Source organism: uncultured Mucilaginibacter sp. (assembly GCF_903893715.1).
GTDB lineage: Bacteria > Bacteroidota > Bacteroidia > Sphingobacteriales > Sphingobacteriaceae > Mucilaginibacter.
The window spans coordinates 1-3231 of the sequence record NZ_CAITNG010000028.1 but is presented as its reverse complement, the minus strand read 5'-3'; the positions used below and the strand labels follow the sequence as shown (position 1 = coordinate 3231).

At 47.8% G+C, this 3231-nt stretch carries 2 protein-coding genes; one reads left to right on the top strand and one right to left on the bottom strand.

Annotated features, from left to right (window positions below; translation table 11 throughout):
* The coding region (locus QZX97_RS03865) for a DUF1801 domain-containing protein (protein ID WP_295664206.1) at positions 1-307 on the top strand (307 nt) is incomplete at its 5' end.
* 53 nt (positions 308-360) lie between these two features.
* Here the strand turns inward: QZX97_RS03865 and QZX97_RS03860 are convergent.
* A complete protein-coding gene (locus QZX97_RS03860; protein WP_295654522.1) occupies positions 361-3048 on the bottom strand; it encodes a sugar-binding domain-containing protein in 2688 nt (895 codons plus the stop codon).
* Positions 3049-3231: the final 183 nt, after the last annotated feature.

The window sequence follows — 3231 nt, the reverse complement described above, 5'->3', positions numbered from 1 at the left end:
CCTTGAACCTAAAATGTGGGGGCCAAGCATTATTGGTTTTGGTACCTATCATTACCAATATGATAGTGGCCATGAAGGCGATATGCCATTAGCGGCTTTTTCTCCACGAAAGGATGCTATCAGCATATACCTCTGTTCGGGCTTTAAACGCCGTACCGAACTGAGTGCTAAGTTGGGTAAGTATAAAGACAAAGACGGCAGGGGCTGTATCTACATCAAAAAACTGGACGATGTGAACATGGATGTGTTAAAGGAGATGTACGTTGCCTCGATAGAACAGGTTAAACAAGAATATCCTAACCAATAAAAAAGCCCCCGGTACATTACCAGGGGCTTTCATAAAGTCTCATTTATAACACCTTATTTGCCGGTAGCCACAGGGCCGGGCAAAGTTTGTGGTGGCGCAAGTTCAAGGCCACCATTAATTGTTACTGCGTTTGACGATACGGTTATGGTAGCACTGGTTAAGCCATCGCGCTTAGCGGTTACGGTAATGGTACCGGGCGTAGTTGTTGAGCGTATAGCCACCCTGTTGATACCGCACTCGGTGCTCAGGTAAAGGTTATTGGTACTATTGAGCATAGCGGCATTGAAACCACCACGCCATACTACCGGACCGGATACACTGAAGTCCACACGAGCTTCATCTGTAGGGCAACGGCGGCCTTTTGCATCCACTACTTCAAAATCGATAAGGGCCACATCGCTGCCATCGGCCACCAGGCCTTGCGGGCCGGTATGCAAGGTCAATTTAATGGCTTTAGGTTCGCCTGCAGTCTCTATTTCTTGCTGGGCTACTACTTTGCCCTTAAAGCTGGCTACAGCCTTGATAACGCCGGGATTGAAAGAAACGTTAGGGAAAGCATAAATAAAGCCGGTTGGTTCGCCATCACCACGGTTAGGACGTGGAGGAGCAGCACGGTTAAAGGTATCAACAAACATAGTCGCTTTGGTTTGTACACCCAGCGACTTGCCGTTAACAAACAACTCTACCTTATCGCAATGCGAAGCGGCAACATACACCGGCTTAACCGTACCTGCCGGGTAGGTCCAATGACCAATAATGTGCAAATCAGGCTGCTCGTTTTGCATTACCCGCGAAACATAGTACATTTCTTTCGGGATACGTACGCCATCAACTTTTCCGCTTACGCGCAGCACATAGCTGCCTTGTTGGCGACCATCGGCATCCGAATCGGAAAAATAGATAGAGCTATAGCCCGACCATTTTGAATGCGCCGGGTCAGGATTATCAATCCGATTGCTTATATAAGCATAGTAGCGGGCTGCGCCTGCCAAACAAAAGCTTTCGGAGTTCCAGTGCCAACTATCCACCGGGCGGCCATCTTTTCCGGCACCGGAGGCGGGCGTAAAACCAAAATGCGGCGGCGAGTAACTGTCCCAAACGTTACGGCCGGCTTCGTCGCGAAAATCTTCAGTCTCGATAAGCGGTGCCTTATCACGTCGTGCTATGCTGTAACCGCGGAAGATATCGTCGCCCGTTACTTCGTCGGTACGTGGCGCCTGCCCTATCATTACACCATAGTATTCTGAGTTAGCAGTAAGCGCTTTATTGGCATCAGGTAGGTCGTTATCGCGGGTGCCCATCACGCGGCCGCCGTGAGGGTCGAGTTCTTTACGCATGGCCACAAACTGATCCATTTGCTCAGGTTTTACAATGGTATTGCCTGCTTCCCAAAAAAAGATGCTCGGGTTGTTACGATAAAATATCATCGAGGCGCGCATTACTTCGGCACGTTGGTCCCATTGGCGGCCGGTAACCATGCCTTCTTTATCCCCCGCAGGGCATACCTCAACAATACCCATCCTGTCGCAGGCTTCAACATCGGCCTTTTCAGGCGAAACATGCATCCAGCGCAGGTAGTTACCATTGCTTGCGCGAAGCAACGACATTGTATAGTCGTGCATCCAGTTAGGATAAGCGCCGCCAAAGCCTGCCCAATCATCTGCAGAACGTTGTGAATACCCGGTTAGCCAAACAAAACGGCCGTTTAGCCAAACGCCGCCTTTACCTGCCCCGCCCTTGAACTCGGTTTTGCGGAAGCCTGTTTTTGTATCTACAACATCCACCACTTTGCCGTTTACCGACAGCATGGAGTAAACGTGATACAAATAAGGGTCTTTTACATCCCAAAAGCGGGCATCAGTCAGTGTGCCGGATGCGGTAAAAATCTCGGCCTGGCCGGCTACCAAATCGGATGTATTACCATCAAGCTTAGCTTTTACGTTGCCATCATTATCAACAACAATTGCCGAAAGGGTAATAGAAGCATAATCATTGGTCTCGTTCATCACCTGTGCTTCCACCTTAATATCGGCGCTCTTTTTTACCAGGTCAAAATTTTCGGGATAGATATACACACCTGTTGTTTTCAGGTTATTGTACAGCGGCAAGGTCTGATAAATTTTACCTGCCACAATCAGCGAGGCGTTTCGGTTCAATCCGCCAAAGTTGGGGTTAAAGTCCTTTGAGTTCCATTGAAAACGGGTTTGAGTAGCTTCTTCCATGTAGGCCGGGCTATTGTCAACCTTAACGGCGAGCACGTTATCCTTACCGCCATAGTTTACATAGTCGGTAATATCCAAACCAACTGCTGTAACGCCGTTCTCGAGCATACCAATGGGCTTTCCATTCAGGTAAAAACGACCAGCCTGGCGCAAGCCATCAAATTCAAGGAATATTTTTTGGCCATCTGTACCGGCAGGCAGCTTAAAGTGCTTGCGGTACCAACCTATACCCATCATTTTTTCGCTTTGATCGCCCCCGCCATGGCTGATGTAAGCACGATAGCTATCCGTCTCGTTCCAGGTATGAGGAAGACTGACAGATGACCAAGAGGCGTCATCAAAACCAGGTTGGTCGGCACCGGCAACATCACCGAAAGTAAACTTCCAACCGGGATTGAAGTTATAGGTTACACGAGGCGATGTAGGTGGCTGAAAAGGCGGCGTATTGGTTTTTGCCTTAGCAATGGCTACAAACAACAAGCAACAAGTCGCAATGGCGATTAATTTGAAAGATCTCATAATTCGTTTTGGTTAGTGCACATAGCTATGTATAAATGCACGCATAAATTTATCAATAATAAATTGCCGTGTGTATTTAATTTGAAACATACCCATGTGATAGCTGGGGTAATGCAATGTTGCTTAAAAAAATTGTCAGTTTGGTTAAAGTGGCCTGTTTTTTTTTACGGAAACGTTTTCATT